Below are 24,767 nucleotides of genomic sequence, written 5' to 3' on the forward strand. Positions count from 1 at the left end.
TATCGCTTAGCTAGCGCCTGTCGTGGAAGTTGAACATCTCCATCAAATCGCCGATGGCCGGGCCATTGGTGGGGACATAAGGGTTGCCTTCTGCTGTCCTTGGATTAGGCAGGTTGTCGCGGCTGCGGTCGGTCAGCGGCTTCAGCTGCCAGTTGCGTTCGATAAATTTGAGGATGGAGACGTGGTCGTAATACTGGTGCACGACACGTCCACCACGCGAGTAGGGGCTGATGACGAGAAGGGGAATGCGCGTGCCGTCCCCGAAGAAGTCCAATGGCTGGATATAGCCTGAGTCGTAGTAGCCGCCGCCCTCATCCACAGTGACGAAAACTGCGGTCGTTTTCCATAGCTCGGGGTTGGCTTGAAGGTTATCAACGACCTTCTTCACAAATCCCTCAAAAAGGTCGACCTTGGACGAACCCGGATGGCCATCGTTGAAGGCGTCCGGCTTGACGTAAGAGACCGCAGGCAGATTACCCGTCGCGAGGTCCTCGTAAAGCTGGGTTGTGTCGCTGATGTGCTCTTCCCGATTTTTAGCATTGGCCATGATCGAGGTCGAATACTGGAAGATATTGCAGATGTTGCAGTACTGGTTGTAGGGATTGGTGTAAGCCGGATCGGTGGAGTAGAGATCCCAGCCTTCGCCATACCACTTGAAGGAGATATTTTTCTCCATCAGGGCATCGCCTATGCCGCGGACTGAGCTGGGCGGGATGGTGAACTTGCTGGTCTTCGCTCCCAGCGAGCCATCAGCCAGGTAGCCGGGGTTGTAGTTGTTCACCAGGTAGTAGTGGTTTGCCTGGCAGTTGGGCGGAGCTGGCCGGTTGAGCGAGCCGAGGTACTGGCGAATCGGTTCCACTCCGGGCTGGCTTCCATCGGCGCAATTCACATAGCTTCCGCCGGAGTAGCCGTCCTGCTTGTAGTAGTTGTCGGTTCCAGGCTGCGGGTCAGGGTTTTCGATCTGGTTCCACGGCGGGCGGGTCGCATGACCTTTGCCGTCGCTGTAGTAGAGCGCATCTCCGTAACCGAGAAAGATGTGATTGGCGCCGGTTCCGCCCATCACCGCCTGATGGTAGTTGTCGCTGAGCGTATAGTCGTCGGCCAGTTCACGCAGATACGGCTCATCGCCTCGCTGCATGTTGTAGAAGCCCATGGCAGTCGAGCCTTCCCCCGTCGAGAGGGAGTTGAAGCCGGCAGGCAGCGGCTTGCCGTTGCTGCCTGCGCCTACGCTGGTCTCGACCCAGGGGAAGAGATCCTTGAGGCATCCGCTGGGATTATCTTCCGTGGCATAGCGGGCGTTGCAGTCCACCTGCTGCCACATCTGGAAGAAGCGGTGCACCGGGCTGGCAGCGTAATCATCAGCGCCGATCGATGGGGTGATTGGGAAGACGCCCTCCCGGAGATCGTCCTGGTCCCTGAAACGGGTATCGAGCGAGTTCTTCTTCAGGCCGGTTGCGCCAGTGAGCAGGAACTTCTCGTATCCGGCAGCGAGGCCGGTATCGGCGATTTTTGCTACGCGGAGGGTCTGGAAGGTCGGAGGAGCATCGTCATTGGCGGCGGTGGGTGCACCTCCTGTCCCGATGGGCGGAATGTGGGCGTAGGGATTCTTTTGCTGGGGGCTGTTGGTGTAGGAGCCTGTGCTATCAACGGCGCTGTACTGTGCTGAGTAGGCGTAGTTCGGGCCCGGCGTTCCGTCAGCATTGATGATGCCGCGCGAGAGCAGGTTCCATACATGCTGCCCCCCGCGAGGTTTGTAGGTGGCAAAGAGATGGTCGAAGGTGCGGTTCTCGCCAATGATGACAATGACATGCTTGATCGGCGTGGTAGTTTTCTGAGACGAAGACTCTTCTGGTCGAGCATCGGCCTGGAGCGGGCAACCAGCGGCCACTTGCAGGGCAGCAAGGACCGCGGCTCCGCATTTGAGGAGTATTTCTGACTTACGTTTCATTGAATCCCCTCCGGGGGTAAAAGGTTATTCGTGGAGCCGCACGCGTCATGTGGTGCGGCGTTTCAGGTTTAATCTCCCGAAGTGAATCCGGAGTGAATTCCAGCGCAATCAAATGTGAATTTCGATTTAACTTGCCCGCTGTCAATCGAAGTACAAAAGCGAAGTTGCCCGGATGGCTGACAAGGCGAACGTGGAAAGGGGCTTTCTGCCGATATACTGCTACCAGCAATGGCTAATTTTCTTCCTGTAGATGAGCAGCTTGACCTGCTGCAGAAGGGCGCGGCCGAGATTATCCGTGTCTCTGACCTGCGTGAGCGGCTGGAAAAGTCGCGCCAGACCGGGACGCCGCTGCGCGTCAAGGCCGGGTTTGATCCAACGGCGCCGGACCTGCACCTGGGGCATACGGTGCTGATGCGGAAGCTTAAGCATTTTCAGGATCTCGGACACCAGGTGATCTTCCTCGTCGGCGATTACACGTCGCTCATCGGAGACCCAACGGGACGATCCGCGACGCGCAAGCCGCTCACCCGCGAGCAGATCGACGAGAATGCGAAGACCTATACAGACCAGGTCTTTCGTATCCTCGACCGCGATAAAACAGAGGTTCGCTTCAACTCTGAGTGGCTTGGCAAGCTCACCTTCGAGGACATCATCCGGCTGGCCGCCAAGTTCACCGTGTCGCAGATGCTTGAGCGGGCCGAGTTCCATGCCCGCTTTCAAAATGAGCAGCCGATCTCGTTGCACGAGATGCTCTATCCCCTGGCGCAAGGCTACGACTCAGTCGCGCTCAAGGCTGATGTGGAACTGGGTGGAACAGACCAGAAGTTCAACCTCCTGGCTGGGCGTGAACTGCAGCGTGACTTTGGCCAACTGCCGCAGATCGTGCTGATGACGCCGATTATCGAGGGGCTGGACGGCGTGCAGAAGATGTCAAAGTCGCTCAACAACGCTATCGGCATCCATGAGCCCGCGCAGGAGATGTATGGCAAGCTGATGTCGATCAACGATGAGCTGATGTGGCGCTACTGGACGCTGCTGACCGATTTGCGCCAGTCGGAGATCGATCAGATGCAGGCGGATGTGGCGAGCGGCGTGCTCCACCCCATGGAGGCCAAGAAGCGCCTGGCCCGTGCTATCGTTGGCGGCTTTCATTCGGAAGAGGCTGCCCGAGCGGCGGATGAGAACTGGGCTAAGCAGTTCCAGCAGAAGAGCGACGACGTCGAAGGATTGGAGGAGGTTCAGATTGCTCCTGCGGACCTAGGTTACTCGGCGGAGCACGCTGCGATTCGTGTGGATAAGTTGCTCGTGCGGCTGGGACTTGCGGATTCCGGCACGGATGCAAATCGCAAATTGAAGCAGGGATCGGTGCGCATTGATGGAACAGCCTCTGCCGAGCCGCACCTCTCGCTGGAGCGTATGCCAGCGCGCCTGACTGTTCGCGTGGGCAAGCGCGCCAAGGTAGCAGTGCTGGAGTAGCGCTACACTGAAAGCAGCAATGGTTTTCGTCCTCGACAACTACGATTCGTTTACCTACAACCTCGTGCAGTACATGGGCGAGCTTGGGGCCGAGATGACTGTCCGCCGCAATGATGAGCTGACGGTCGAGGAAGTCGAATCGCTTCAGCCGGAGCGGATCCTGCTTTCGCCCGGGCCCTGCACGCCGCAGGAGGCGGGCATCAGCATTGCGCTGATCCAGCATTTTGCAGGGAAGTTGCCGATTCTCGGAGTCTGCCTCGGCCACCAGGCGATCGGGGCGGCTTTTGGCGGCAAGGTGGTGCGTGCGCCGGTGCTGATGCACGGCAAGACCAGCGAAGTGACTCATGACGGGAAGACCATCTTCACCGGCATCGCCAGTCCGATGACCTGCACCCGCTACCACTCGCTGATCGTCTCCGACGAGAAGCTGCCGCCTGAGCTTGAGATTACGGCGAGGACGGCTGATGGTATCATCATGGGTCTGCGCCATAAGAAGTTTCCTGTCGAGGGTGTGCAGTTCCACCCTGAGAGCGTGCTGACGCAGGATGGCAAACGGCTGATTCAGAATTTTCTGGAGCTATAGCGGGATGCGTCTCTGGGTTGCCGTCTGGCTGCTTCTGCCGATCGATCTCGTTGCGCAGCAGAAACCCATAGCTTACGTTCCCACGCAGGGTGTTGCGCTCTCCGGCTCGTTGAGTGTCGAGAATGGCAAAGCCAGCATCGCCAACAGCGGGACTGTGACAGCGGGCGATCAGACAGCGCATCTGACGCTGGCGCGTGGCGGAGAGCTTGAGCTCTGCGCATCAACGACCGTACATCTTTCGCAGGACCGCTCGGTGGGCGATGCCAGTTCGTCGGCGCTGCTGATTGCGCTCGACCGCGGTGCGCTTGAGGCAAACTACACGCCCGGCAAATATTCCGACGTGCTGATGACACCCGATCTACGCATCCTGATCTCCGGGCCGGGAAGCGCGGAGCTGAAGGTCCGCGTCAACCAGAAGGGCGATACCTGCGTCGATAATCACGGTGCGAATGCGCCTTATGTGACGGTCAGCAGCCAGTTTGAGGGCGGCATCTATCGAGTGCAGCCAAATCAGCGGGTTTTGTTCGAACATGGCAGCCTGCAGCAGGTGGTCGATAATGAGCCGGAGCCGTGCGGCTGCCCAGCCAGCCCGGCAGTCTCCGTAGCATCGGCGGGCGTCTCTGGCTCACATCCGGCAAAATCCGGGCAGCCTGTCGGAGGGCCGTCTTCGACGCCTGCTGATACGGCTTTTCCCCTGGCCGAGAGCGAAGGATTGAAGCCTCCTCCGCCTCCGCCGAGCAGGCCTGTAGTGCCACCCGGTACCGCTCACGCGGAGGTGCAGGTGCCGCTGACATATAACTCGGCCGTCGATGTACCGCCTGTGACGCCTGCGAAGGTTCAGCCGCCCGCTGAGGTCTCCCAGGCAGCCCCCCCTGCGCCCACAGTAAAGAAACAGAAGACAGGTTTCTTGCACCATGTCGGTCACTTCTTTGCTCGGATCTTCGGTAAGTAAGACATTCGTTACATCCCCGGTTGGGCAGAATCCCTCAAGAGCACAGTCATGCCATTTGTATTGTCGAGATGGCTGGTCTCAAGGAAGTCGACGATCTGCTCGACTGATTGAGCGCTGTGTTCGATGTCCTTTGCCAGAGACTGGATGAGCTTGAGCGCGCAGGCGGTATCAAAGGCGGACTGATAGCGTCCGGCAATCCCAATCAGCAGTCCCTTGATCATTGCGTAGTGGACACAGAGCAGCATGTATTCGCGATAGATATGCAGCCCTTGCTCCGGTCCCGGTGACCCAAAGGGAAAGAGATGAGCGAAGACGTAGTTGCTCAGATAGTTCTCAAAGAGCAGCTCGTTCTGCACAAACCATGGCCGGAAATATCTTGTATTGGCCCCCAGATAGCGCGAGAGCAGGGCGGCAGGCGTGGATGCCGGATCAAAGCCGATGCCCAGGCTGAAGTCGCGCACACATTCCAGCAGCCGTCCGTTAACGGGGGATCGCTCCAGGCGGTTCTTGAGCAGCGTCAGCAGAATGTCCAGCTGGAGAGCAGGCTGCGCGGCGATGGCCTCCATGGTCGCGCCGAGGAGGAGGTCGGAAACTATCTTGCTATAGTCTTCGAGCAGCTTCGGGATGAGGTGGATCTGTCTTTCGCCTACCAGGCCAGAGAGTCTCTTACAGAATACTCCGAGGAGAAACAGCCGCTGCCAGAGCGGATAGCTGCGGTCCCGAAGGAGCAGCAGAGCAAAGCTCCTGATCTGCCAGAAGTAAACCATGGGCAGGTCACCAGCCCCGGCAGGCTCGGCGGAAAGGTGATGGAATTGCCCATAGCGAAGGCCGTCGACGGGCGCTGCAGATAACTCTGGCACCAGGTTCTGCTCGAGCAGGACCAGCCTGGCGGCTTCGGGGCACGAGAGCAGGAGCGTCTTTTCCGTGAGCCCGTCGATCTGTCGGCTGCTGCGGGGATAATTTGCGCAGGTATGAGAAAGATATTCCGGCCCGTGCTTCTTCTGCAGGCCGCAGAGGCTCTCCTCCAGGAATGGGCAGAAGCCGCGGCTATCGTGTTGGATACTGGCGTAGTACGCATCGCTGTTCTTTTCCGGCGTCAGCAGTAGATGCTGCTCAACCTTAGTCCTCAGCGCGCTGGCCGGAAGCAGCTGGTATTTCTCATAACTTGCCTTGTCGATGGGGATCGTCCAGCCTGCGCAACAAGTGTCCTCGCACTCTGCTCCTATGCATCGAAAGCGCTGCTCATAGACCGGCTGAAGAGGCAGGAAGGCGGCGGATTGGGTGTTCGTCTTGTGCATGCCGATCATTGGGGAATGCGGCATCCCAATGGCCGCCAGCGGGCAGGCCAGATTTGAAAGCACTTAGAGAGGAGATGGTAAGGCCAATCTCGCGTGTGCGGGAGCCCGTAAGCTACAATCGGAGCGGAGAGTTTTTCCGACCGCGAATCTCTGCACAATCCCAGAACCACAAGCAAGGAGCTTTTTTTATGGCGATTCCCGCCACCCAAATGCGCCCGGGCATGATTATCAAGCACAACAATGAGCTGCACGCCGTCTTCTCGGTGGAGCACCGCACGCCCGGCAATCTGCGCGCCTTCATTCAGGCCAAACTGCGCAACCTGCGCACCGGGGCCATGTTTGAGCACCGCTTTCGCTCGCCGGATCCGATTGAGCGTGTGATTGTCGACGAAATTCCGATGGAGTATCTCTACAACGACGGCGATGACTACTACTTCATGAACACGGAGAACTATGAGCAGCTCCACCTGAAGCGGGAGACGCTGGGCGATGCTGTCGAGTATCTAACATCGAATCTTCAGATCAAGGTTTCGCTGTTTGACGGTGTTCCGGTGGGCATTGAGCTGCCGCAGACGGTGGAGTTGACCGTGGTGGAGACGGAGCCCGGCCTCAAGTCGGCGACCGCTTCTTCAGTTACCAAGCCGGCAAAGATGGAGACCGGACTGGTCGTACAGGTACCTCCCTTTATTAACGAAGGCGAAAAGATCAGGATTGATACGGCGGAAGGCGCCTACATGAGCCGAGCGTAAGGGCGGCCGAAGCTTTCTGGAGCAGGCTGGCGTGGCTTACGCCAGCCTGTTTTCTTCAGGGGCCACGTTATTAGTTCCAAGCACCCCTGTATCTATTCCTTCCAATGCGACAACGAGGTTAGCGGGCATATAAGGGGAGTTGCCGCGGGGATATCTTCGCTGGCAGTGCCGCTGCGTCTCTTGGCGTTTCTGGCGGCTTGCGCTCTCCCGCCCCATCTGCAAAACTAACCACGATTCCTATGGTTTGCCATTTCCTAGTTAAGGGTCGCGTTCAGGGTGTGGGCTTTCGCTGGTTTGTCAATCGAGAAGCCAGCGCGCTGGGCCTGCGTGGGTGGGTGCGCAACACGGAAGATGGTCATGTGGAGGCAGTTGCCGCGGGCGAGCAGGAAGACCTGGCTGAGTTGCGTAGAAGGCTAGGCCACGGATCGCGCGGCAGTCGTGTCGACAGCGTGATGGAACACGAGCTTACCGAGTCTGAGGCTGATGGCCTTGGACCGTTTCAAATCGAAGGAGCCTGGTAAAACCAGCATGTCAGAACAGCCGATCAACTGCGAACCTCTCAAGTCACTTGTCCGCACCGTACCGGATTTTCCCAAGCCGGGCATTCTCTTTTATGACATCACCACGCTGCTCAAGGACAAGCAGGGGTATGCGGCACTCATTGATGCGCTGGCGGCCCATTACATCGGCAAGGACATCGACCTGGTGCTGGGTATTGAGGCGCGAGGGTTTATCTTTGGCCCGGCGCTCGCATATCGGCTGAATGCCGGCTTCGTGCCAGTGCGGAAGCCGCGCAAGCTACCTGCGGAGACTGCACGCATTACGTACGACCTCGAATACGGAACGGATTCTCTTGAGATCCACCTGGACTCCATTGAGCCGGGTCAGAGAGTGGTCGTTGTCGATGACCTGCTCGCGACCGGCGGCACGATGGAGGCGACAGTGAAGCTGGTACAGCAGCTTGGCGGCGAGATTGCCGGGCTGGGTTTTGCCGTAGAGCTGGACTTCCTGAAGGGGCGGGCAAAGTTTCCTGAGTTCGATGTCTTCAGCCTGTTGCACTACGACGAGTAGAGAAAATCGAACTGGAAGACGTGAACCGGAAGACCTGAACGGTCTTCCGGTTTTCTATTCCGTGCTGCCGATGCGAGCCAGACGCCTTCTCATGGCCTGGCGAAAACTGCTATCGGCTATCGCTGAACTTCTTTCGGCCGCCGAGGTTATGCCGTTCGCGATCCGCGCACGAAGTGCATGATGATTGAGATGACCGCCAAAATCAGCAACAGGTGAATCAGAAAGCTGGAGACGTGGAAAACTACAAAGCCGCCAATCCAGGCCAGCACCAGAACGACTGCAAGAACTAAAAACATTTGATTTGTCCTCCAGAAAGATGCGCGATTGTTCGCGCTGCAACTCCGGCATTGGATGCGCGGTTTTGATCTGGTGGTTATCCGGGTCGCGATGGCTTGCTTCGCAGACCGCGCGGAGCTAGCATCACACACGATACGATGATTGACAGCCGCTTTCTCTTAGCCGTCGTTTTCCTTGCGCCGCTGGCCTGCTCCGCCCAGGTGATGCAGAGTCTGAGCCTGACTCGGGCGATCGCGCGCGCCAACGTGCTGCTAGCTGGTGCTGGGCCGACCGATGTGCCTAACCATGTTCATTACGACCTCAAGTTGCATGACCTGAAGGGCAAAGTCACTACGGGGACGTATGACGTTTATCGCGATCCGATGATTTCCAGCCGCGCAGATGTTGTGGCAGGCGCGTACAAGTACACGGTCATCCAAAACTTCATCGACCATCACCTCTGGATCAGTACGTCGGGTGAGCGGCCACTGGAACTGCTTGACTTCGAGGAGCTATATCTCGAACCGATGCCGGCGATTGACCGCCTCATGGCGTACAGGCCCCCTCCCCGGCTGGTTCCGCAGCAGGTGAATGGCGCTCCTCTACTCTGTGCCAGCGACGAAACCACTACCAATCTCTGCTTTGACCCGCTGATCCATGTTTACGCGTATGCGCAACTGCTGAACCAGACGGTGATCTATTCCGACTGGCAGACGGTGGGTACGCATACTGCAGCTGCAACGATTCGGATATGGGATGGCAAGCGGCTGATGGTCGAGGCAGACGGAAGAGTGGAAGAGGTGAAGAAGTTTCCGCCTACCATCTTCGTGGCGCCGGGCGATGCTGAGCCCGCGCCGGATGCCGAGAAATACAAGATCATAAAGTATGGCAGAGTGCATGAAGTTGACGTGTACGGAAATGCACTCATCCATGTTCAGGTTGACGAAAAGGGCCGCGTCACCAAAGCACAGCTTATCGATGCGGATGACAAAGAGCTAAAGCACATTGCTCTCGAGTATGCAAAAGGAACCCGTTATGAGCCGTATCTCGTGAATGGGCAGCCAACACCCTTTGAGACGACGCTGCTCTTTCACAACTTTCCCCTGGAGGGTGCGGACCAGTAGCCGGAACTATTTCTGTGGCTGCATTGGCCCCACAAGATGCAGGGTTCCGACTGTCAGATTCGCCTGACGATCAAACCCGATGGACCCTGAGAGTGGTTCGCCGGTTGAGCCGCGCGTCAGTGAAGAGCGAGTCAGCGTCAACCTGGACTGCTCCACGGTGCCGCTGCCATCCCAGTGCTCAAAGCTGCCGAGGAGAGTCGACGCACCATGATCCCAGGCGGCATGGAATGTCCCTCGCGCCGAAGAGGCAAGAGCAGCTCGGGAGTAACCGCTCAGCTTCAGATCACCACTGGCGCTCAATTCTCCTGAGCCCCAGTTTTCGTGGAAGAGCGCGGCTGCTTCTGTTGCCGCCGCCCTGGTAAGCACAAAGCTCAGGTTATAGCTTGGAGGCGCGCCGGAGACCGCATCCAGAGTGCCGCTTGCGTGCACGGTGCCCCCCAGCGTTCGCGCGTCGAGGGTATGAAGCGCAACGCTTCTTCCCTGCACCTGGAGCGAAGCGGTCATATTGCGCATAACCATAGGACCCGCCAGGAAGGTGTTGGCGCGTACGACTCCCGATGCGGCAGGCCAGTTCTTGCCGGGGCTGAGCGTCGCATCGATGCGGGTCATGATCTCGCCCAGCAAGGCGCCACGATTTGAGTTGCCGGTCAACGCCCGTTCAAGAACTCCAGCATCGAGGTTTGCCGTGCTGGCATTGAACAACACGGCGCAGTCTAGCCCCGTGCAGTTCTTCGGGACAGTCAATGACAGCGTGAACGGGATGTGTTGAAATGCCGCCGATACAGGGCTCCACACGACCTCAGAGGGAGAAAAGTTCGCCTCCGCCGAGAGGAGCTCAACAGGAGCGGGGAGAAAAGCAGAATTGTAGATGGCATTCTGCAGCCGCATGGTCCCCTCCACATCGAGGGGCCGCGGCGTAGCTGCAACGGCCTTAGTCCATGGGCCGCGGAGGGTGAGCGCTATCGCTGCAGTACCCTGCGGCCCAAGGGCCGCAACAGAGGAGTGCGAAAGGCCAAAGCTGCGGGCGAGAGAGGTCAGGCGGTCAATGGTTGAAGCGCCATTCATGTGCAGCTCAAATCCCGCTCGCGTGAGCGTGCCAGCCAGGGTAAGCGAATTGCCGGGTAGAGAAAAGGGCGTCAGCTCGACTGAAGTGCGATCCGGAACTGCTGGTGCTCCATGGTGCGACGTGACCTTCGCCGGAGATGCTTTGCCGGAAGCTGTGAGATGGATCGGCTCCAATTCGAGGGGCGTCTTAAGCTCTGGCGCGTTCAGTGACAGCGTATCTATTGTCATGCCGCCCTCCAGTACAGAAGAAGGGGCAGTGGCCTGGTAGGTGAAGGAGCCGTGAGCTGAGCCTTTCGCTTCTAATCCGGGCGCGAATCCCTGATGAAGGGTTCGGAGCGCCGTGAGCACAAATGATGCCGGCAGCCGGTCAATGCCGATAGTGAGGCTCGGCGCAGGCTGTGCCAGTGAGCCCAGGCTTCCTTTGAGGCTGAGGGAGCCGTCGCCGGTGGGGAGAGTGCAGTTGAGTCCGTCGACGATCTGCCTGTCTCTGCGGTAGACAAAGAGGCAGGTCGGCTCGAGCTGGATTGTCTCCGAAGGCGTGAACTCCTGTCGATGAAGATCATCCACCCGCAAGCGCGATTTGAATTGAAGCGCGTGCGCATCGCCGGTAATTTCGGTTTCCGTATAGAGGTCGCCGCGCCAGCCGAGATCGTGCCCTAGCAGCAGGCGAGCAAGTTCCCCCAGCGGCGCCTTCGACCAGGTAGCGGTCAGATGGACGGGCATGTCGCCGAGTGCAGAGGCGCGCTTGAGCGAGCCTTCAATTCTAAGCAGGCCAGTGTCAGACAGGTCGAGATCAAGATCGGTCCGCACGGGCTGCGCTTCCACCCGGAGACGCCACTGGCCGGGATCTGCAAGCCACATTGAAAAGTCGGCGTTGAGGAGGGAGAATGGCCGTTTCTCCAGGCCCTCCTTGAAATTGACCCGACCGTTGTTGGCCTCGATGTAGGGAAAGCGAGGCGCATAACCGATGTACCGCTGCGAAGTCGGAGCATTGGGAACGTGGGAGGCCTGCAGCAGCAGGCTGCCAATATTCCAACGGCCGGCTGATGTGTGCACCAGGTTGAGGCTGGGCTCGTCGAGGCTGATGCGGCTTATTTCGAGTTTGCCTCTCCAGAGCGAGGTAAGCCGCAGGTAGGCAGTGACGTTGGCAGATCGCAGAGTCGGCTCAGCGCCGAAGGCCGGGTCTTCCTCAACTACGAAATTGCTCATCGCCAGGCCTGGGAGGGGGAGCAGCGTCAGTTTGACCGACGACATCTCCACCGGACGCCCGAGGCTGCTGCTGATGGACGCGGCAATGCGGCGCTGGTAGCGGTTGAGGTTGATCAGCGGTGGCAGGATCAGTGCGAGCAGAAGCAACACCAGCAGCGAGAAGAGCAGCCAGCCTTTGCCATTACGCATTTTCACAGGTGCGGGTCGAGATGGCCCGTTCATCAGCGCACCAGGTGCAGGGTCCGCCGCCAGCGCGTCTGGTCAAAGAAGTGGATGAGCACATGCCCCATGAAGCTTGCCCTGTCAGACAGTGAGGTCTTGTCGATCTGGTTTTCCGGCGTAATGAACGACCAGTAGACGAAGAGCGGCCTGCCGACAATGTTCTCCCGCGGTACAAAGCCCCAGTACCGGCTATCAAGACTCATGGGGCGATTGTCACCCATGGCGAAATATTTGCCCGGCGGAACCACTAGGTCTTCACCCTGTACATGATTTGCCAGATCTACTCCCCAGGTTGCGGTCACATCCGGGCCAGCCTCGGCCGGAGGAACAGAGGGGAAGTCATCACGATAGGGCGAGTAGTTGTCGTCGCTGGGTTTGGCCGCGTAGGGCTCGTTCTGCGCCTTACCGTTCAGGTAGACAACGCCGCTCCTGAGATGGATGTGATCGCCCGGGATGCCCACCACGCGCTTGACGAGGAAGAGATGCGTGCCATCCGGCTCGAGCTGACCTGGTTTGTAGAAGACGATGATGTCGCCGCGGTGGACATCGCGATAGTGAACGAAGGGAGCCCAATGCGCAGGCGGCGCCAGCGTAATCCGGTCGACAACGACGTGATCGCCTATCAGCAGGGTGCGGACCATGGACGAAGAGGGGATTTCGAAGTTCTGAAAGATGAATGTCAGTGCGAAGAGCCCCAGCACGAGGACGCCACAAATCGAGGCGAAGAATTCAAGCGGGGTTTCATCCGTCTGCTGCCGTGCGACGGGCGGCCTTTCGAGGGTCTCTACCATGTCTCTCTTCAGTCGAAAAATTCTCAACGCACGATGTGGAACATGCGGTCCCAGCGTGCGAAGTCTACGATGCCATTCATAGGATCGTTATCGTGTCCGAGTCTATCATTCGAGGGGGTCTGGGGCAGCCCAGGCAACTCATCCGCCGGCTGCTGGCGCAAGGAAAAGTAAACCACCAGGGGGCGGCCGACAATTGCCCCTTTCGGCACAAAGCCCCAGTAGCGGCTATCCCGGCTGTGGTTGCGGTTATCGCCGAGTACGAAATAGTTATTCGCCGGGACGATCAGGTCCCCTTCCTGCACGTCGCGCCGCATCTCCAGCCACCAGTGCGAGTCAACTCCCGGATCACTGTAAGGGGTAAGCGGAAACTGGTCCCGGAAGCTGTCCCGGTAGCTTTGTTCATAGACGGCGTATGGTTCGGATATCGGCCTGCCGTTCACGAAGACCTCGCCGTTGCGCAGATGAATACGGTCGCCGGGAACCCCGATGACCCGCTTGACGACATGCTCCGGAGGGTCGAGCGGGAAGTGGAAGACGACTACATCCCCACGCTTCACTCGGCCGTAGGGAAGGAGCCATCCCCAATGCCCAGCCGGCCCGTAGACTGACTTGTTCACCAGAAGGAAGTCGCCGACCAGCAGGGTCCGCTCCATGGATTCGGAAGGGATGCGGAAGGGCTGGACGAGAAAAGTAAGTGCGAACAAAGAGATGACCAGAACAGATGCCAGCGATCGCGCCGCCTCAAGGAGAGAAGGGAAGAGATGGTGGTGGTGTTGCTGCTGGAGTTGTGTAGCCGAGGCCACCTGTAGGTCAACAGTGCTCATAATGCGACCTCTTTGCGGTGGCTCCGACGCAGCTTGTCGTAAGCGCGGCGGGCTGCTTCCTGCTCCGCTTTCTTCTTGGTCACGCCTATGCCGCGGGCAAGCATAGTTGCCGTTCCCTCAGTGGATGTCTGCACGGCGACTAGAAAGCGCTTGCGATGATCCGGACCGCTTTCCGCTTTGACTATGTATTCGGGCTGGCCAATCTTCTGAGCCTGGAGATACTCCTGTAAAGCTGATTTGTAATCGCCGATGGTGCTGGCATGCTTCATCTGGGAGCGAAGCCCGTCGATATAAGGCGCGATGACATAGGACTCGACGAATCGGCTGGCAGGCGGAAGACCTCCATCGAGGTAAAGAGCAGCGATGATCGCCTCAATACAGTTAGCCAGGAGAGCGCCTTTCTTCCTGCCGCCACTGCGCTCTTCGCCCCGCCCCAGGCGTAAATAGCTGCCAATCTCAAGAACCTGAGCAACTTTGCCGAGGTGCTGCCTGCTGACAAGCGCAGCGCGCAGCCGGGTAAGCTCCCCTTCACTCAGATCAGGAAATTTAAGATAGAGCCACTCCGCCGCGACCAGTCCTACAACGGCATCGCCCAGGAACTCCATCTGCTCGTTGTCAGAGAGATCGGGGCCAGGCTCTACACCAGAATTACGATTGGCATATTCATGGGCGAGCGAACTGTGGGTGAGCGCCTGGATAAGCAGGCGCTGCTGCCCGAACTTGTGTCCGAGTGTGCATTCCAGCTTAGAGAGATCCATCAGCGCCGCGATCCTGCCTTGACATGCCAATATTCGGCTTTCTTTACTTTATTCGATTTCGCAAGGGGAAGTCCCCCAATGGAAGGAATTTAGGCCGCAGAAAAGCATATCTGCGTCGCCAGATCTATGGAATGTCATAGATTTAAGGCTTGCAATGGCAACCGCGGGTCTATAGCAAATCATTATGATTCATAGGCTTAAGGCTATTCCATAGCACTCGGCATCCTTCCAAATCACGGAACCAAAACTGTAATCACCTATGAAAAAAAGTGTTGACCTGCTCTCGCCACAGGTTTAATTTCATCATTGCCGAGCCGAATTGCGGCCCTCGCCCAACTGTTTTGAGGATTGCTTTTTGCGCCTGCCGTTGTAGGCAGTTCCGATCCGAAGAGACCCTGATTACTCCAGCGCATCGCCTGGTTGACTCAGTTGTCTGCTGCTTAGAAGGGGCAGGGTCGGTAATGCGGCCAGTGGGGATATTTTTTGCAATCCTCGGACTTGTACGTGCGTCTATATACATGACGATTTTTTACGAAGACCGGTTTACTGCCATGCGTTTCTGAATTGCCGCTTCCTCCGGGTCGCGAGGCTTTGTGTGCAAATAGAACGGTCGAGACAAGATTAAGGAGAACACCAAAATGCGGTCTGATTTGATTTTTGGGGCGCTTGCCCACGTCAACAATCGATACCAGCTTTGCCAGTTGGCTTCTAAGGCCACGCGCAAGCTTCATAAGCCGAACACAAGGCTGCAGGATACGACTAACGAAGTTCTGGTTCGCTTCCGTTACGCGAACCCGGCAGGAAGCCAATCGCATCACGCTCTGATTCCTGCTGAAGCCGCTGAGCAGCATCGCCGCGCCGCTTAAATAGCAGCGCGGCCTTGCGCCGCGCCGCTTAAATAGCAGCGCGGCCTTGCGCCGCCTTCTCTTCTATAATAAAAATCAATTCAGATTTACTGGCACACGAAAGAAAACCTGCACTCAAGGCAATTTTCCTCCCGAAAGCCCTTCCCTCCACTCAAAGCTCTCCACCGTAGGTGACAATGACCATCTCTGAACTGAAAGAAAAAAATATTACCGAGCTGAGCCGCATTGCGCGCACGCTCGAAATTCCCGGCACCAGCGGCCTTCGCAAACAGGACCTCATCTTCAAGATTCTGCAGGCGCAGAGCGAAAAGGAAGGTCATATTTTCGCCGAGGGTGTGCTTGAAATCCTGCCCGATGGCTACGGTTTCCTCCGCTCACCGGATTACAACTACCTGCCTGGCCCCGATGACATTTATGTCTCCCCTTCGCAGATCCGCAAGTTCGACCTGAAGACCGGCGATACGATCAGCGGCAATGTTCGTCCGCCGCATGAGGGCGAGAAATACTTTGCCCTGGTCAAGATCGAGGCTATCAACTTCGAATCTCCCGAGGAGACTCGCAACAAGATTCTCTTTGACAACCTGACCCCGCTTTATCCGCAGGAGCGGATCAAGATGGAAACGGTCCGTGAGAGCATCAGCGGACGCGTGATGGATCTGTTGACCCCGGTAGGCAAGGGGCAGCGCGGCTTGATTGTAGCTCCGCCGCGCACCGGTAAGACGATGCTGCTGCAGTCGATTGCGAATTCGATCACTTCCAACCATCCTGAAGTTGTGCTGATTGTGCTGCTGATCGATGAGCGCCCGGAAGAAGTCACGGATATGCAGCGTTCGGTGAAGGGCGAGGTTATCAGCTCGACCTTTGATGAGCCGGCAGCGCGTCACGTTCAGGTGGCAGAGATGGTTATTGAGAAGGCCAAGCGTCTTGTCGAACACAAGCGCGATGTAGTCATCCTGCTCGACTCAATCACTCGTCTCGCCCGCGCTTACAACACGATTGTTCCGCCTTCGGGCAAGGTGCTGTCGGGCGGCGTCGACTCCAATGCTCTGCAGCGCCCGAAGCGCTTCTTCGGCGCGGCCCGCAACATCGAGGAAGGCGGTTCGCTGACGATTATCGCCACGGCGCTGGTGGACACTGGCTCGCGCATGGATGAGGTCATCTTCGAGGAGTTCAAGGGCACGGGCAACATGGAAGTGATTCTCGATCGCAAACTGGTCGACAAGCGCGTCTTCCCGGCCATCGATATCCAGCGCTCGGGCACCCGTAAAGAAGAGCTGCTGATCCCGAAGGAGGACCTGAGCCGTATCTGGGTGCTTCGAAAGGTGCTGAATCCTCTTTCGCCGACTGAAGCGATGGAACTGCTGGTCGACAAACTTGGAAAGACTCGCAATAACAGCGAGTTCCTGCACAACATGAACGCACTCTAAAAGAGAGAAAAGCGCGCCGGTGGTTACAAGCCGCCCGGCGCGCTTTCTTGTGTGAATTCGGTTTCTGTTCCAGCCGCCACCACTAGGCGGCTTTGTTGTCCCTGAGCGCCTTCACAGTATCATGCGCCGTCTGAATGTGCGTCTGCTGCCGGGTCAGTATCTCCCGAATGTCTGCCGGGAGGTGTTCTTTGAGCGCCTCCTGGTAGGCTTTCTTTGCGGCATCTTCACCCTGTTCGGCTGTGGCCAGCAAGGCATGGTCGCCACCGCCGAGGTTGGCCTTCAATTCGCCCCAGGCGCGATGCACCTTCCCCGATAACATTCCGCTTTGATGCACATCTTTCACGCCAAGGCGGTGTAATTCATTTTCGAGCTCGCCTGCGAAGTTAGCGCGTACCTGCGTCTCTTTCATGAAGTACAGGCGCGCTGATTCGTCCTTGATATGGTTCCCTATCTCGGTGAAGCCCTGGTGGCTGTCGCGGAGAAAATCGACCAGCTTCTCCAGTGTTGCCTTTACCTTCTCGTGATCAATGCTTTCTGCCATGGATTAGTTCCTTTCACGCGGTGAGATGCCGTCAGGAACAAAAAGGTCAGGCTGCGTGCTGTATTCGAGCAGTCAGGGTTAGAATTCAACCCGGACTGCGTCGAGAGAAGGAAAATATACAGGCAGGATCTCCGCGGACAGACGCGCTGCCAGGATAGACGGGTCCTGCGATACAAGCTCTTTGGCTTCTTCAAGAGAGGCGGCCTCGATTACGGTGACGCCGCGTATAGGGTTTTCATCCGTAACGGGTCCGGCAAAAAGGAAATGCCGCGCCTCAATCTGTTCGCGCATGAACGCAAGATGTTGTGCGCCAAGCTCCTCGGCGCCGGCGATATCGTTCCACCGTTCTCCCTTGCGGAGCAGACAGACAAAATAGGATTTCAGATTCCGGGGTACATTCTTCACTCGATGCTCCTAAGGAGGATGATGCCATGATAACGGGAGCAACGAATCAGCGGTGTTCAGGCTCCTATGCAGTGAGGGAGAAAAATGAACCTGTCCAAAATGAAGTATCTGTCTGGCATGATGTTGATCGGCGATGGGGTTGCGGCCTTGGTGCGTCCCCATCGGGACGTGTACGCATGGCATACAGGGCCCGCCGCCTGGCAGGGTCTGATGCGCTATCTGGACGAGCGTCCAGCTCTGACACGTGCCATCGGTGCTGCGGAGATCGCTGCCGGAATGTTGTTGCTGGGCGGTAAAAAGCCGACTGTGAAGCAGCTTGTAGAGGATATCCCGCTCGGTTCGGCGGCGTGACGCGGTAAACTGGAGGGAATCCGCGTGACCCATCCATGACCGAACGGCTCTACTACCACGACTCTTTTCTGAAGACATTTAAGGCGCAGGTGAGGGATGTGAGGTTACATTCCCAGACAGCAGCGCAGTCAGTGTGGCAAATAGCGCTGGATCGTTCAGCCTTCTATCCGACAAGTGGTGGGCAGCCCTACGACACAGGGATGCTGACTGCGGCTTCGCGCAGCGGCACCCTGCTTGAGGTGGGGGTTGATGCTGTGGAAGAAGATGAGCAGGGAGAAGTCTGGCACACGACCCTCAAACCTCTGCTCGCCGGAACCGAGATCGCCGGCACGATCGATTGGCCACGCCGTCTCGATCACATGCAGCAACACAGCGGGCAACACCTGCTGTCCGCCGTCTTTGCCCATGAACTGCGGGCGATGACGGTCTCTTTCCACCTTGGAGAAGAAGTTTCTACGATTGACCTTGCAACAGAGACCTTGGCACACCACAGTCTGGAGCGTGTGGAGCGGATCGCGAATGAATTAATCGCCGAGGATCGTTCTGTGACGGTGACCCAGGTTTCGCGTGCGGACGCAGAAGCAAAACTTGCCGCCGGAATTCTCCGCAAGCTTCCGCCTATTGAGGGAACAATCCGCCTGATCGAGATCGCGGACTATGACCTCAATGCATGTGGTGGGACCCACGTGCACGCCACGGGGCAAATCGGCGGCCTGCACCTGCGCTCTGTTGAGCGCGTGAGGCAGGGCCTCCGTGTTGAGTTTGTGTGTGGCCTGCGGGCGGTTAAGTCGGCACGGCAGGATTACGGCGCATTGAGTCGCACAGCGTCGGCTCTTTCTGTATCCCGGAACCAGGTGCCGGAGGCTGCCGAACGTGTGCTTTCCGAGGTGAAAGCTGCTCAGAAGAGAAGCGAAAAGATCCTGGAAGAACTTGCCGGTTATCAGGCGGCCAGACTCGCAGTCGAGGAGCAGATACACAGGGGGATACGTGAGGTCCGGCGAATTTTCCCCGATCGCGAAGCTGCTTACGTCAAGCTCCTCGCCTCGCGGCTTGCGGCATCCGTGCCTCAGACGGTTGCTCTTTTCGCGGCTACACAGCAGGAGCCAGCGGTAATCGTGCTGTCGCGCAGCAGCGGCATGGAATTCCACTGTGGCGATGTTCTCAAGGCGGCATTGGCAGAATCAGGTCTACGCGGCGGAGGCTCTGCCGATCTTGCCCAAGGCCAGGCGCCTCGTTCGCAGGCGGACGAAATATTGCAGAGGATATCGACCGCCATTCGCGGGGCCCGATTGGCAGACTCTGAAGAGAGCTTTCCCAATCGCGGATCGGCTGCTAAACTGTAAAGGTTGTGCCCACCTGATGTGGGGCTATAGCTCAGCTGGGAGAGCGCCTCGTTCGCAACGAGGAGGTCAACGGTTCGATCCCGTTTAGCTCCACCAATTTCCTATATTTTTAGACGGCAGACATGGCCTTCCGGTGTTGATAACGCCCGCATAGATATCCCGCGCGAGCAGGGCTCTTGTGGAAAAAGGGAAGGCCGCGCAGTTTGCACGGCCGTTCCTCCTGCTTCACGCTTTCCAAGTTGTTCAGGCAGCGACCGCGCCCTCCGCCCAGGGGTCGAGCACAACCTTGGTGCAATGATCCTCCTTATCGCGGAAAATCTTGTATGCTTCCGGGGCATCAGCGAGCGGCAGGCGATGACTGATGACGAAGCTTGGGTCGATCTCGCCGGCCTGAATGCGTTTAAGCAGCGGCGCCATGTAACGCATCATGTGGGTCTGCCCGGTTTTGAGAGTTAGGGCTTTATTCATGAGGGCGCCGAGGGGAATCGTATCGTCAAAGCCGGCATAGACGCCGGGGATGGATACTGTCCCTCCCTTTTTACAGGCCTGGATACATTCGCGAATCACTACCGGCCTGTCTGTTTCCATGCGCAGGGCCTGCTTGATACGGTCATAGAGATAGAGCGCTCCGTGTCCGAATGCTTCCATGCCAACTGCATCCATACAGGAGTCGGGTCCGCGGTTACCAGTCAGGTCTCTAAGCGCATCCAGGGTATTCACTTCCTCAAAGTTCAGTGTCTCCGCGCCCGCCGCGGAGGCGAGAGCGAGGCGATCCTGAACATGGTCGATGGCAATGACCCTGCCCGCACCGAGCATGAAGGCACTCCGGATGGCGAATTGCCCGACAGGGCCGCATCCCCAGATGGCGACTGTATCTCCAGACTTGATGTTGCAGTTTTCCGCGGCCATATAGCCGGTGGGGAAGATGTCGGAGAGGAACAGCACCTGATCGTCACTGAGCCCGTCTGGGATTTTGATAGGGCCGACATCGGCAAAAGGTACGCGGGCGTATTGCGCCTGGCCTCCTGCATAGCCTCCCAGCATGTGGGTATAACCGAAGAGGCCAGAAGGCGAGTAGCCCATCATCTTCTCCGCGAACCAGGCATTAGGATTCGAATTATCGCAAAGGGACCACAGCTTCTCCTCGCAGGAAAAGCAATGACCGCAGGCGATGGTAAAGGGGACGACAACCCGATCGCCGACCTTCAGCTTCTTTTTGTCGATGCCGGGGCCAATTTCAACAACCTCGCCCATAAATTCATGGCCGAGAATGTCTCCTTGCTCCAGCGTGGGCACATAACCGTCATAAAGGTGCAGGTCAGATCCGCAAATCGCGGTTCGGGTGACGCGCACAATGGCGTCGCGCGGATTCAGGATGCGGGGATCAGGCACGTCGTGCACCTGGATATTCTCTTTGCCCATCCAGCAGACAGCTTTCATGATCAACTCCTTAAGCAGGTATCGGTTTGGCTATGCGGAGCGGCGTAGCACCAGGTTGGAATGGGATTCATCCTCATGTTCCAGGGGAGGCGCTGGCATATTCTGTTTTTCTCTCAATAGAACCTGCGAGGCCTGACCATGGATCCCCCGGGGACCGTGCGATTGGCCCTTGGTCGTTGGAATCTCGCCTGTCTCCAAGAGCGATTTAAAACGGCGCAGATCTTCGCGCAGGGCGAATTCCGGATGTCTTCCCATCAGGAGAGCCGCGGTGCGGCCAAGAGCGCCTCCTGGCGAGGTATAAACCATCGTGGCTGCGATGATCGTGCCACGGCCTCCTGTGCCGGGGTGGAATGAGACAGATCCGCTGTTGCTGAGGTCAGAACCGGGAAGAGAACGCCACGCAATCGATTGATTCTCTTGATCGTCTACGATCTCAGCGGCCCAGTGGACCCGTGTATTCATCGGGCCCAGTGCCACCCAGTCTGAAAGATCGCCGGTAACTCTGACGGACTCCAGATGATGCATGAACAAGGGAAGATTCTCCAGGTCACGCCAGAACCGATAAGCATCCTCAGGGGAGCAGTTGATGGTGAAACTCGCGTGGGCAGAATACGTTTTGGGGCCGGTCTGCCGCCCGGCGAGAGCGACTGCTGCTCCTGCGGCGGCAATTGCGATGCCTGTTTTTGAGCGGCGAGAGAGGCCATAGAGGGCCAGGCCGCAGCCTAACATTACCGCTAGTCTCTGGTTATTTTGATCGGTCTTCTGCAAACTCGGGCTCATTGGGGGAAGGCTCCTTTTCTAAGCGGCAGCTATAGGCCGCCATCAGCGCTTGATTGCAAGGGAGAAGATGCGCGGCAGAAAAAGCCACGCCGACTGCCACCGCATACCCTGCCCTGACTTGATGACTGATAACTAAGAGTTCAACGCGGTGGCATTCCGTTGCCAGTGGAGGAAAATCTATTTGCGGCCTGAGACCCGATTCCTGGCCGATTTGCCGGTCAGTTGCGAAGCTCGACCACGGTGGCGCCGGCCCCGCCCTGGTTCTGTGCGGGTTCGCTGACTGAGGCGACATGCGGATGCCGCTCCAGCCACGCGCGAAGCGTGCGGCGCAGCACTCCCATGCCGGTTCCGTGGACGATGCGGATATGGGGCAGCCCGGCGAGAAAGGCCTGGTCGAGGAAGCGTTCAACTTCTGCGGTTGCTTCGTCGGCGGTGCGTCCGATGACGTTGATCTCGGAGCTGAGATTCGCGTCCGGCTCAGCGACTGCGACGGTGATGCCGCGGCCGCGAGCAGCCTGGATAGGTGTCTGGTGTATCACTTCTGCGATTTCATCGCGGGCTATGCGCATCTTCATAGGCCCGACGGCCACTTCAAAGGTGTTGGCGTCAATCAGGCGCTGGATGATGCCGGTGCGACCGAGGTTGCGCAGCTTGACGGTGTCGCCGGTGGTGACATGCTTCACGATGTGCGGCTGTGCGTTGCGGTCGTTCTTGTCAGCTCCGGTATGCTGCGCAACAACGGTGGAGTTGAAGCTGTCAGAAAATTCGCGGCGCAGACGCGAGATGCGTCGCTCGGCTTCTTTCGATAGCTTCTGCTGCGCGGCGCGATCGTCGATGGCCTTGACCGTCTCCCGGGCCTGATATTCGAAATCCTTGAGCAGGGAAGCCAGTTGCTGCTCCATTTCGCGCACCTTGACCCGCCATTCCTTGAGCCCCTCCGTTTCCAGACGGAGACGTTCTCGAGCGATCTCCTGTTCGCGCAGTTTGAGAGCAGCGCGCTCGGCCGTGACGGCTTCGATCTGCGCGTGGAGACTGTCGAGAAAGCGGCCAATGTCCTGCGTCTGGGTGCTGAGGCGGCTGCGGGCAGAGGTGATGATGTCCGGGGCAAGGCCCAGGCGCGCAGCGATGTTGATACCTGCTGAAGCGCCAGGCACGCCGAGGCGAAGCTGATAGGTCGGCGCAAGCGTCTGCTCATCAAAACCGACGGCGGCGTTGAGCACTCCCTCGGTGTTTTCGGCATAGATTTTGAGCGACGTGTGGTGCGTGGAGATGATGGACCACGTGTGTGCGTTTAGAAAATGCTCTGCAATGGCGACTGCAAGCGCAGCGCCCTCTTCCGGGTCGGTGGCAGAGCCCAGCTCATCGAGTAGAACGAGCGAGCGTCCATCAGCAGCCTGAGCGATGCGGTTCAGATTGACTATGTGCGAGGAGAAGGTGGAGAGATCGCGTTCGATCGACTGCGCGTCTCCGATGTCGGCGAGAAATGCGTCGAAGACAGGGAAGACGGCTTCTTCAGCGGGAACGGGGATGCCGGACTGGGCCATGATTGCGAGCAGACCTGCGGTCTTGAGGCCGACCGTTTTGCCGCCAGTGTTAGGACCGCTGATGATGAGCTGCCGGGCGTGGCTGGTGAGAGCCAATGAGAGAGGGACGATACTGCCGCCGCTCACGCGCAGGCGCTTTTCCAGCAGCGGATGGCGGGCGTTGGTGAGGCGCAGCTCCGGCTCTGAAACAGGCGTGAAGAGGGGGCGTACGCAATCAAACTGATTGGAGAAGCGGGCGCGGGCGGCGAGAGTTTCCACCTCGGCCAGCACGGCTGCGCCAGCCTCAAGCAGTGGCGATTGAGCGGCGATCTGCCGCGTCATGGCGAGAAAGATGCGATGAATCTCGGACTGCTCTTCTTCAAGAAGGCGGACCAGGTCATTGTTGAGCTCAATGGTTTCGAGCGGCTCGACGTACACAGTCTGACCGCTGGAGCTGGCTCCATGCACAACGCCCTGGACGCGCCGCTTGCTCTCGCTCTTTACCGGTATGACGAAGCGCTCGCCGCGGATAGTGATGACATCATCCTGAGTGCTGCCGCCAGCGGAGAGGCGGCGCAGCGCGGAGCGGAGGCTGTCTTCAATCGCGCGCTGCTGGCGCTCCATTTCGCGGCGAATCCGGCGGAGCTCAGGCGAAGCGTCATCGGTGAGGGTGCCGTCAGGTAGCAGCTTGGCACGGATGCTCGCAACCATGGGCCGCAGATCTGAGGCGAAGAGCTGTTCCGTGATGGCTGTGAGGGCGGCCAGGCGGCCGTCCAACGCATCAGGAGGCGTACGGAGCAGCGCAGTCCATGCTGCGATGATGTCGGCAAGATCAAGCAGGCGGCGAAGTTCGTCCGCCTCAAGTGCTGCGCCTTCAATGCGGGATTTCGCCAGCAGCTCCGCGGGATCGAAGAGCGCGTTGAGCGGGGGCAGTGCAACCAGGGCGATGAGTAGCCGCATTTCGCCAACCAGGGTGTGCTCGCGCGCGAGCCAGTCCCGATCAGTGGAGGGCGCGAGCGCCAGTGCCCAGGCCCGGCCTACCGGCGAATGGCAGAAGTTCGCAAGGAGATCGAGAAATCGTCCCCATTCGAGTGTGGCGGGACTACAATCACTGACCAACGACGGGATTTCACGGCGGAGCTGCACAGTTTCAATCGTAAATGGAACCGTGCCACAGGGTACTGCGTAGTCCATTAAAGGAAGAATCGGAGGCCAGCCATGTACTGCAGCGGTTGCGGACAGAATATCCAGCCGGGGGAAGCAGTTTGCATGCGATGCGGCAGACCCGTGACGCCTTTACCTCCCGTGGGCATGCCGGTAATGCAGGGCAGCAACGGGAGGGTGCACCGGAATATTCAGACGATGGGCATTCTCTGGCTTGTGTGGGGAGCGTGGAGCGTTCTTGGGTGGCTGATCGCGTTGCCTTTTTTGACGGGAGCGCTCGGCGGGTGGGGCCATCACTGGAGCGGATACTGGGGTCCAGGACGTGGCTACTACGGCTTTCCGCACATGATGTGGCTGCCGCCCCTGCTGACGGCCATCGTGTTTGCCCGGGCCGGGCTTGCTGCCGCAACGGGATATGGCCTTCTACGCCGGGCATCCTGGGCTCGCACGCTGGCAATCGTGACGGCCTTCCTGACGCTGGTGAAGCCAATTACGGGAACAATACTCGCAATTTATACGCTTTGGGTGCTGGTACCGGCGCCCGCTCAGCAGGAATACGACGAGATGGCAGTGCCGTAAAC

24 protein-coding genes and 1 tRNA gene are annotated in these 24,767 nt (G+C 58.4%); 13 read left to right on the plus strand and 12 right to left on the minus strand.

All coding sequences use genetic code 11. The features are described 5' to 3' along the window. Nucleotides 1-10: 10 nt before the first annotated feature. Nucleotides 11-1,948: an alkaline phosphatase family protein gene (locus tag C7378_RS12575; protein ID WP_131997234.1), complete on the minus strand. Its 1,938-nt coding sequence runs from the start codon at nt 1,946-1,948 to the stop codon at nt 11-13. 228 nt (nt 1,949-2,176) lie between these two features. Between C7378_RS12575 and tyrS the strand changes: the two genes are divergently transcribed. From tyrS to C7378_RS12590, 3 genes are read left to right on the plus strand one after another with little or no spacing between them, the layout of a single operon-like run. Further along, entirely contained in the window at nt 2,177-3,424 is a 1,248-nt protein-coding gene (gene tyrS / locus C7378_RS12580) for a tyrosine--tRNA ligase (RefSeq protein WP_131997237.1), read from the plus strand. 19 nt (nt 3,425-3,443) lie between these two features. Then, nucleotides 3,444-4,007, plus strand: a complete 564-nt coding sequence (locus tag C7378_RS12585; protein ID WP_131997240.1) for an anthranilate synthase component II — start codon at nt 3,444-3,446, stop codon at nt 4,005-4,007. 4 nt (nt 4,008-4,011) lie between these two features. After that, entirely contained in the window at nt 4,012-4,959 is a 948-nt protein-coding gene (locus tag C7378_RS12590) for a hypothetical protein (RefSeq protein ID WP_131997243.1), read from the plus strand. An 8-nt stretch (nt 4,960-4,967) separates the two neighbouring features. Here C7378_RS12590 and fliB read toward each other — a convergent pair whose 3' ends face one another. Beyond that, nucleotides 4,968-6,281 (minus strand): flagellin lysine-N-methylase, encoded by a 1,314-nt coding sequence (gene fliB / locus C7378_RS12595; RefSeq protein WP_131997246.1) that lies wholly within the window; start codon nt 6,279-6,281, stop codon nt 4,968-4,970. 164 nt (nt 6,282-6,445) lie between these two features. Between fliB and efp the strand changes: the two genes are divergently transcribed. The 3 genes from efp to C7378_RS12610 all read left to right on the plus strand — a co-directional run bounded on the left by efp (nt 6,446) and on the right by C7378_RS12610 (nt 8,077). Continuing rightward, nucleotides 6,446-7,006 (plus strand): elongation factor P, encoded by a 561-nt coding sequence (gene efp / locus C7378_RS12600; protein WP_131997249.1) that lies wholly within the window; start codon nt 6,446-6,448, stop codon nt 7,004-7,006. 239 nt (nt 7,007-7,245) lie between these two features. Then, a complete protein-coding gene (locus C7378_RS12605; RefSeq protein WP_131997252.1) occupies nt 7,246-7,527 on the plus strand; it encodes an acylphosphatase in 282 nt (93 codons plus the stop codon). Nucleotides 7,528-7,534: 7 nt separating this feature from the next. After that, nucleotides 7,535-8,077: an adenine phosphoribosyltransferase gene (locus C7378_RS12610; RefSeq protein WP_131997255.1), complete on the plus strand. Its 543-nt coding sequence runs from the start codon at nt 7,535-7,537 to the stop codon at nt 8,075-8,077. A 146-nt stretch (nt 8,078-8,223) separates the two neighbouring features. Here C7378_RS12610 and C7378_RS12615 read toward each other — a convergent pair whose 3' ends face one another. Beyond that, on the minus strand, nt 8,224-8,373 hold the full coding sequence (locus tag C7378_RS12615; RefSeq protein WP_131997258.1) for a lmo0937 family membrane protein: 150 nt from the start codon (nt 8,371-8,373) through the stop codon (nt 8,224-8,226). Between the two features lie 138 nt (nt 8,374-8,511). Between C7378_RS12615 and C7378_RS12620 the strand changes: the two genes are divergently transcribed. Next, on the plus strand, nt 8,512-9,477 hold the full coding sequence (locus tag C7378_RS12620) for an energy transducer TonB (protein ID WP_131997261.1): 966 nt from the start codon (nt 8,512-8,514) through the stop codon (nt 9,475-9,477). Between the two features lie 6 nt (nt 9,478-9,483). On the opposite strand, the gene C7378_RS12625 is transcribed toward C7378_RS12620, so the two are convergent. From C7378_RS12625 to rnc, 4 genes are read right to left on the minus strand one after another with little or no spacing between them, the layout of a single operon-like run. Continuing rightward, complete coding sequence (locus C7378_RS12625) at nt 9,484-11,940, minus strand: AsmA family protein (RefSeq protein WP_165876799.1); 2,457 nt, start codon at nt 11,938-11,940, stop codon at nt 9,484-9,486. A gap of 32 nt (nt 11,941-11,972) precedes the next feature. Beyond that, nucleotides 11,973-12,764, minus strand: a complete 792-nt coding sequence (gene lepB / locus C7378_RS12630) for a signal peptidase I (RefSeq protein WP_131997267.1) — start codon at nt 12,762-12,764, stop codon at nt 11,973-11,975. A gap of 23 nt (nt 12,765-12,787) precedes the next feature. After that, nucleotides 12,788-13,588, minus strand: coding sequence for a signal peptidase I (lepB, locus tag C7378_RS12635; protein WP_131997270.1), 801 nt, complete (start codon nt 13,586-13,588; stop codon nt 12,788-12,790). Next, nucleotides 13,585-14,346, minus strand: coding sequence for a ribonuclease III (gene rnc, locus C7378_RS12640; RefSeq protein ID WP_131997273.1), 762 nt, complete (start codon nt 14,344-14,346; stop codon nt 13,585-13,587). Before rnc ends, lepB (C7378_RS12635) begins: the two co-directional genes overlap by 4 nt. A gap of 638 nt (nt 14,347-14,984) precedes the next feature. Between rnc and C7378_RS12645 the strand changes: the two genes are divergently transcribed. Then, a complete protein-coding gene (locus tag C7378_RS12645; RefSeq protein ID WP_131997276.1) occupies nt 14,985-15,212 on the plus strand; it encodes a DNA-directed RNA polymerase subunit omega in 228 nt (75 codons plus the stop codon). Between the two features lie 176 nt (nt 15,213-15,388). Then, nucleotides 15,389-16,639 (plus strand): transcription termination factor Rho, encoded by a 1,251-nt coding sequence (gene rho, locus C7378_RS12650; protein ID WP_131997279.1) that lies wholly within the window; start codon nt 15,389-15,391, stop codon nt 16,637-16,639. A gap of 82 nt (nt 16,640-16,721) precedes the next feature. Here the strand turns inward: rho and C7378_RS12655 are convergent, their stop codons facing one another. Both C7378_RS12655 and C7378_RS12660 read right to left on the minus strand, forming a co-directional pair. Further along, nucleotides 16,722-17,180, minus strand: a complete 459-nt coding sequence (locus C7378_RS12655) for a PA2169 family four-helix-bundle protein (RefSeq protein WP_131997282.1) — start codon at nt 17,178-17,180, stop codon at nt 16,722-16,724. A 78-nt stretch (nt 17,181-17,258) separates the two neighbouring features. Then, nucleotides 17,259-17,585, minus strand: a complete 327-nt coding sequence (locus C7378_RS12660) for a YciI family protein (protein WP_131997285.1) — start codon at nt 17,583-17,585, stop codon at nt 17,259-17,261. 84 nt (nt 17,586-17,669) lie between these two features. Between C7378_RS12660 and C7378_RS12665 the strand changes: the two genes are divergently transcribed. From C7378_RS12665 to C7378_RS12675, 3 genes are all read left to right on the plus strand, one after another. Continuing rightward, a complete protein-coding gene (locus C7378_RS12665) occupies nt 17,670-17,936 on the plus strand; it encodes a hypothetical protein (protein WP_207901427.1) in 267 nt (88 codons plus the stop codon). 35 nt (nt 17,937-17,971) lie between these two features. Further along, a complete protein-coding gene (locus tag C7378_RS12670) occupies nt 17,972-19,279 on the plus strand; it encodes an alanyl-tRNA editing protein (protein ID WP_131997288.1) in 1,308 nt (435 codons plus the stop codon). Nucleotides 19,280-19,299: 20 nt separating this feature from the next. Beyond that, nucleotides 19,300-19,375, plus strand: a tRNA-Ala gene (locus C7378_RS12675). A 147-nt stretch (nt 19,376-19,522) separates the two neighbouring features. Here the strand turns inward: C7378_RS12675 and C7378_RS12680 are convergent. The 3 genes from C7378_RS12680 to C7378_RS12690 form a co-directional block, all read right to left on the minus strand. Continuing rightward, a complete protein-coding gene (locus C7378_RS12680) occupies nt 19,523-20,719 on the minus strand; it encodes a zinc-dependent alcohol dehydrogenase (protein ID WP_131997291.1) in 1,197 nt (398 codons plus the stop codon). Between the two features lie 30 nt (nt 20,720-20,749). Then, the gene (locus tag C7378_RS12685; RefSeq protein WP_131997294.1) at nt 20,750-21,499 is read right to left on the minus strand and encodes an SRPBCC family protein; all 750 of its coding nucleotides are present in this window, start codon (nt 21,497-21,499) and stop codon (nt 20,750-20,752) included. A gap of 218 nt (nt 21,500-21,717) precedes the next feature. After that, nucleotides 21,718-24,216: an endonuclease MutS2 gene (locus C7378_RS12690; protein WP_131997297.1), complete on the minus strand. Its 2,499-nt coding sequence runs from the start codon at nt 24,214-24,216 to the stop codon at nt 21,718-21,720. A 93-nt stretch (nt 24,217-24,309) separates the two neighbouring features. Between C7378_RS12690 and C7378_RS12695 the strand changes: the two genes are divergently transcribed. After that, the gene (locus tag C7378_RS12695; protein WP_131997300.1) at nt 24,310-24,765 is read left to right on the plus strand and encodes a hypothetical protein; all 456 of its coding nucleotides are present in this window, start codon (nt 24,310-24,312) and stop codon (nt 24,763-24,765) included. The last annotated feature ends 2 nt before the right edge of the window (nt 24,766-24,767 follow it).

Source organism: Acidipila rosea (genome assembly GCF_004339725.1).
Lineage (GTDB): Bacteria > Acidobacteriota > Terriglobia > Terriglobales > Acidobacteriaceae > Acidipila > Acidipila rosea.

Bases quoted from the DNA above. Each gene is read 5' to 3' on its own strand.
- C7378_RS12575 (WP_131997234.1), bottom strand. From the start codon at position 1,948: ATGAAACGTAAGTCAGAAATACTCCTCAAATGCGGAGCCGCGGTCCTT.
- tyrS (WP_131997237.1), top strand. From the start codon at position 2,177: ATGGCTAATTTTCTTCCTGTAGATGAGCAGCTTGACCTGCTGCAGAAG.
- C7378_RS12585 (WP_131997240.1), top strand. From the start codon at position 3,444: ATGGTTTTCGTCCTCGACAACTACGATTCGTTTACCTACAACCTCGTG.
- C7378_RS12590 (WP_131997243.1), top strand. From the start codon at position 4,012: ATGCGTCTCTGGGTTGCCGTCTGGCTGCTTCTGCCGATCGATCTCGTT.
- fliB (WP_131997246.1), bottom strand. From the start codon at position 6,281: ATGCCGCATTCCCCAATGATCGGCATGCACAAGACGAACACCCAATCC.
- efp (WP_131997249.1), top strand. From the start codon at position 6,446: ATGGCGATTCCCGCCACCCAAATGCGCCCGGGCATGATTATCAAGCAC.
- C7378_RS12605 (WP_131997252.1), top strand. From the start codon at position 7,246: ATGGTTTGCCATTTCCTAGTTAAGGGTCGCGTTCAGGGTGTGGGCTTT.
- C7378_RS12610 (WP_131997255.1), top strand. From the start codon at position 7,535: ATGTCAGAACAGCCGATCAACTGCGAACCTCTCAAGTCACTTGTCCGC.
- C7378_RS12615 (WP_131997258.1), bottom strand. From the start codon at position 8,373: ATGTTTTTAGTTCTTGCAGTCGTTCTGGTGCTGGCCTGGATTGGCGGC.
- C7378_RS12620 (WP_131997261.1), top strand. From the start codon at position 8,512: ATGATTGACAGCCGCTTTCTCTTAGCCGTCGTTTTCCTTGCGCCGCTG.
- C7378_RS12625 (WP_165876799.1), bottom strand. From the start codon at position 11,940: ATGCGTAATGGCAAAGGCTGGCTGCTCTTCTCGCTGCTGGTGTTGCTT.
- lepB (WP_131997267.1), bottom strand. From the start codon at position 12,764: ATGGTAGAGACCCTCGAAAGGCCGCCCGTCGCACGGCAGCAGACGGAT.
- lepB (WP_131997270.1), bottom strand. From the start codon at position 13,588: ATGAGCACTGTTGACCTACAGGTGGCCTCGGCTACACAACTCCAGCAG.
- rnc (WP_131997273.1), bottom strand. From the start codon at position 14,346: ATGGATCTCTCTAAGCTGGAATGCACACTCGGACACAAGTTCGGGCAG.
- C7378_RS12645 (WP_131997276.1), top strand. From the start codon at position 14,985: ATGCGGTCTGATTTGATTTTTGGGGCGCTTGCCCACGTCAACAATCGA.
- rho (WP_131997279.1), top strand. From the start codon at position 15,389: ATGACCATCTCTGAACTGAAAGAAAAAAATATTACCGAGCTGAGCCGC.
- C7378_RS12655 (WP_131997282.1), bottom strand. From the start codon at position 17,180: ATGGCAGAAAGCATTGATCACGAGAAGGTAAAGGCAACACTGGAGAAG.
- C7378_RS12665 (WP_207901427.1), top strand. From the start codon at position 17,670: ATGAACCTGTCCAAAATGAAGTATCTGTCTGGCATGATGTTGATCGGC.
- C7378_RS12670 (WP_131997288.1), top strand. From the start codon at position 17,972: ATGACCGAACGGCTCTACTACCACGACTCTTTTCTGAAGACATTTAAG.
- C7378_RS12680 (WP_131997291.1), bottom strand. From the start codon at position 20,719: ATGAAAGCTGTCTGCTGGATGGGCAAAGAGAATATCCAGGTGCACGAC.
- C7378_RS12685 (WP_131997294.1), bottom strand. From the start codon at position 21,499: ATGAGCCCGAGTTTGCAGAAGACCGATCAAAATAACCAGAGACTAGCG.
- C7378_RS12690 (WP_131997297.1), bottom strand. From the start codon at position 24,216: ATGGACTACGCAGTACCCTGTGGCACGGTTCCATTTACGATTGAAACT.